Annotated in this window: 5 protein-coding genes; 3 read left to right on the top strand and 2 right to left on the bottom strand. The window is 75.9% G+C overall.

Annotated elements, in window-relative coordinates; genetic code table 11:
• Positions 1-309, top strand: a 309-nt coding sequence (locus tag ACFE60_RS18215; protein ID WP_375390265.1) for a carboxymuconolactone decarboxylase family protein, incomplete at its 5' end; no start/stop codon positions are given.
• Positions 310-472: 163 nt separating this feature from the next.
• On the opposite strand, the gene ACFE60_RS18210 is transcribed toward ACFE60_RS18215, so the two are convergent.
• Positions 473-1,090 carry a TetR/AcrR family transcriptional regulator gene (locus tag ACFE60_RS18210; protein ID WP_375390264.1) on the bottom strand — a complete coding sequence of 206 codons (618 nt, stop codon included), beginning with the start codon at positions 1,088-1,090 and terminating at the stop codon, positions 473-475.
• 20 nt (positions 1,091-1,110) lie between these two features.
• A complete protein-coding gene (locus ACFE60_RS18205) occupies positions 1,111-2,325 on the bottom strand; it encodes an FAD-dependent oxidoreductase (RefSeq protein ID WP_375390263.1) in 1,215 nt (404 codons plus the stop codon).
• 92 nt (positions 2,326-2,417) lie between these two features.
• Between ACFE60_RS18205 and ACFE60_RS18200 the strand changes: the two genes are divergently transcribed.
• Both ACFE60_RS18200 and ACFE60_RS18195 read left to right on the top strand, forming a co-directional pair.
• On the top strand, positions 2,418-2,798 hold the full coding sequence (locus ACFE60_RS18200) for a VOC family protein (RefSeq protein ID WP_375390262.1): 381 nt from the start codon (positions 2,418-2,420) through the stop codon (positions 2,796-2,798).
• Between the two features lie 25 nt (positions 2,799-2,823).
• On the top strand, positions 2,824-3,579 hold the full coding sequence (locus tag ACFE60_RS18195; protein WP_375390261.1) for an IclR family transcriptional regulator: 756 nt from the start codon (positions 2,824-2,826) through the stop codon (positions 3,577-3,579).
• Positions 3,580-3,581: the final 2 nt, after the last annotated feature.

The following is a 3,581-nucleotide window of genomic DNA, read 5'->3' as shown; positions in this document are numbered from 1 at the left end:
GTCTCCGCCGCGTGGGACAGCGCGTTCGAGCGGCACGCCCACGAGGCGGTCGGCCGCAGCATCGGGCTGACCGAGGACGACCTCGCGGCCCTGCGCGACGGCGAGGTGCCGAGCAGCGCCGACGACGCCGAGCGCGCCCGCCTGGAGGTGGTGCAGGCGCTGCTGCGCGGCGACCTCACCGACGCCGAGTGGAGCCGCCTCGCGCCCGCCGTCGGCGAGCAGGAGCTGTTCGAGCTGACGACGCTCGTCGGCTACTACGCGACCCTCGCGCTGCAGCTGCGCGTGTTCCGGGTGGGCGTTCCCGAGTAGTCCCGTGCATCGCGGGCGGGTTCGGCCCGGTCCGGGCCCGCCCGGAGCGGGCCGAGAACGCCCGGACCGGGCCGCGGCCATCGGGTGGTGCAGCGGATCCGTCGCCGCCGGCCCGCGCTGCTCCCCCTCCGGTGCGCGCCGGAGGTCCGGCAGCCCGGCCCCGTCAGCGCGGGGCCGACTCGATCCTCGCGGCGACCGACCGGGCCAGGCGGGCGCGGAACGCGTCGTCGGATTCGGCGGCGCCGGTGAAGAAGTCCGCGCCGTAGATGGTGCGCAGCACGCACTCGGCGTACAGGGTCTGGGCGGCCTCCCTGGCGACCTCGGGGTCGGTCTGCAGCGCGGCGGCGACGCCCGCGAGCAGCCGCCGCGACTCCTCCGCGCCGTGCTCGAGCAGCACCGGGTCGGACTCGGAGCGGCCGATCACCGCGCGCAGGAAGCGGACGTGCGTGGCGAACACCTCGGCGATCGCGCTCGCCGCGCTCGCGGCCCGCTCGGCCGGGTCCGCGTCGGCGCGCGGCAGGCCGGCGAGCACCCGTTCCTCCGTGGCCCGCACGTCCGTCATCCCGCGCTCCCACACCGCGGTGAACAGCCCGGCCCTGCCGTCCACCCGCGCGTAGAGGGAGGGGGCGTTGATCCCGCTCCTGCGGCAGACCTCCGTGACGGTGAGCGCCTCGACGCCGCCCTCCTCGATCAGCGCGAGGCCGACCTCGAGGGCTCGCTCCCACCCGTCGCGGCTGCGGGCCTGCTTGGGCTGGCGGACGACGTGGTGCGGGGCAGCCATGCGCCCCATCCTGCCCGCGGTCAGGCCGGCTGCCGGATGCCGCCGCCCATCTCCTCGAGCTGGGCGATGATCTCGCCGGGGCTGCGCTCGCCGACCTGCTTCTGCAGCAGGGGGGTGCGGTCGAGGATCAGGTCGCGCACCGGGCGCAGCGGCGCGGGCGCGTGGTGGAACACCTGGCCCAGCACGTACGCCTGCTGCACCTGCGCGGTGGTGTGCGGGATGCGGGGCCGCTCGTACGCCGCCAGCGCAGCGGTGACCGCGGCGGTGTCCGCCAGGCCGACGCCGACCAGGCGCTGCCCGAGGAAGTAGCCGTCGCTGATCGACATGCCCGCGCCGTAGGCGGCGTAGGGCGAGGTCGCGTGCGCGGCGTCGCCGGCGAGCGTGATCCGTCCCTTCGACCACCGCTTCAGCGGCTTGCGGTCGCGGATCTGCCACCGCTGCACCTGGTCGGCGGGCGTCGCCGCGACGAGCGCCGGCAGGGCGCCCGGGAAGGGTGCGGCGAGCCGGCGGGCGTGGGCGAGCAGGTCAGCGGGCTCGGGTGCCGCGGGGTCCCACGCCTCCAGCACCCACCACTGGTACCCCTCCCGGCCGTCGCTGCGGATCGACGAGTACGTGCCCTGCACGGTCGCGGCGTGGATCAGCGGCAGCTCGCCCCAGCGCGCCTCCGGAACGGGGTCGAAGGTGTAGCCGCCGATGATGTGCAGGCGGTGCTCGCGCTTCGGGGAGTCGCCCCACAGGTGGCGGCGCACCATCGAGTCGATGCCGTCGGCGCCGACCAGCAGCGGCGTGGTGATCTGCTCGCCCGTGCCGAGCGTCAGCCGCACCGCGTCGCCCCGGTCCTCGACGGCGACCACCTCCTGGCCGGTCCGCAGCATCCCCTCCGGCAGCGCCGCGAGCATCCGCCGGTACAGGTCCGGACGCAGCAGGCCGATGAAGCCGCCGCCGAACTCGTCCACGACGTGCTGCGGGATGCGCACGTCGGCCCGCACGTGGCCGCGCAGGTTCTGGAACGTGGAGTGGTTCGGGGCGCCCAGCCCCGTCATGTCCACGCCGATCTCGCGCAGCGCCTTCAGGGGCGGCGGCCACAGGTTCAGGATGTTGCCGGCCGGCCGCGCCTCCCTGTACCGCTCGAGGATCACCACCGGCTGGCCGGCGGTGCGCAGGGCGAGCGCGCAGGCCATGCCGGCGGGTCCGCCGCCGAGCACGACGATCGGATCGGGGGTCGGTGTCGTCATCCGGTGCTCCTCATCGAGTCGATGGCGAGCACGGTAGAGCCTTGCGGACCAGTTTGTAAAGTGTTTACAGTTCGTTGGGACGAGGAGGTCGCATGACGGTTCGGGCACTGACCTGGATGGCCCGGCGGGTGCCCGCGGGCGACCTCGACGGGCTGCGCGCGATGGGCGACGCGCTCGGCCTGGAGGTGCTCGCGGCGACGCCGGACGCCCTGGTGCTGCGGACTGCGCGCGGCGACCTGCTCGAGTGGTGCGGCCCGGAGCACCCCGTGCCCGAGCACCTGTTCGCGAGCGGCGACGTCGTGCTCGGGTTCGAGGTCGACGACCTCGACGCCACCGCGCGGCGCCTCGCCGACGCGGGCGTCGCGCCGCTCGCCGCGCCGTCGGAGGCGGGCGGCGTGCGCTTCCTGCACGTCCGGGGCGCGGACGGAGCCGTGTACGGGCTCATCGAACCCCCTCCGCCTCCGCCAGACTGACGCCCTCGGAGGAGAGGGGCCCGCGGTGGACGAGCAGCCGGCCGTGCGCACCGTGTTCGGGCGCACGCTGACGATCCTCGGCGCATTCGCGGACGCGCCGGACGCCGGGCTGACGCTGACGCAGCTGGCGAACCGGACCGGCCTGCCGATGACGACGGTGCACCGGCTGGTCGGGCAGCTGGAGGCGGAGCGGGTGCTCGAGCGCACGACCGGGAGTCGCTACCGGGTCGGGCTGCGCCTCTGGGAGCTGGGGCTGCTGGCGCCGCGCGCGCAGGGCCTCCGGCGGCTCGCGCTGCCGATCCTGGAGGACCTGTACGAGGTGACGCATCAGAACGTGCAGCTGATGGTGCTCGACGGCACCGACGCCGTGGTCGTCGAGCGGCTGAGCGCGCGGGACGCGGTGCGGCTCGAGGGCAGGACGGGCGGGCGGCTGCCGGTGCACGCGACGAGCGGCGGCGTCGTCCTGCTCGCGCACGCGGACCCGGAGGTGCTGAAGGCGGTGCTGGCCGAGCCGATGCAGCGCTTCACGCCGGCGACGATCACCTCCGAGCCGCAGCTGCGCGCCGCCGCGTCCCTCGCCCGGCGGCAGGGCTGGATCGTGCTGCGGGACCACCTCACGCCCGGGTCGGTCTCCGTCGCCGCGCCCGTCATCGACGACCGGCGAGGCGTGGTCGCCGCGGTCTCGGTGGTCGCCGACGGTGCGGACGGCGACCGCCTCGTGCCCGCCGTGCGCGCGGCGGCGCGGGCGATCGGCCGCGCGCTGCGCCCCTCCCCCGCCTGACG

This window comes from uncultured Amnibacterium sp. (assembly GCF_964245895.1).
In the GTDB taxonomy this organism is placed as follows: Bacteria; Actinomycetota; Actinomycetes; order Actinomycetales; family Microbacteriaceae; genus Amnibacterium.
This window is presented reverse-complemented; position numbering and strand designations above follow the sequence as displayed.

Bases quoted from the DNA above. Each gene is read 5' to 3' on its own strand.
- ACFE60_RS18210 (WP_375390264.1), bottom strand. From the start codon at position 1,090: ATGGCTGCCCCGCACCACGTCGTCCGCCAGCCCAAGCAGGCCCGCAGC.
- ACFE60_RS18205 (WP_375390263.1), bottom strand. From the start codon at position 2,325: ATGACGACACCGACCCCCGATCCGATCGTCGTGCTCGGCGGCGGACCC.
- ACFE60_RS18200 (WP_375390262.1), top strand. From the start codon at position 2,418: ATGACGGTTCGGGCACTGACCTGGATGGCCCGGCGGGTGCCCGCGGGC.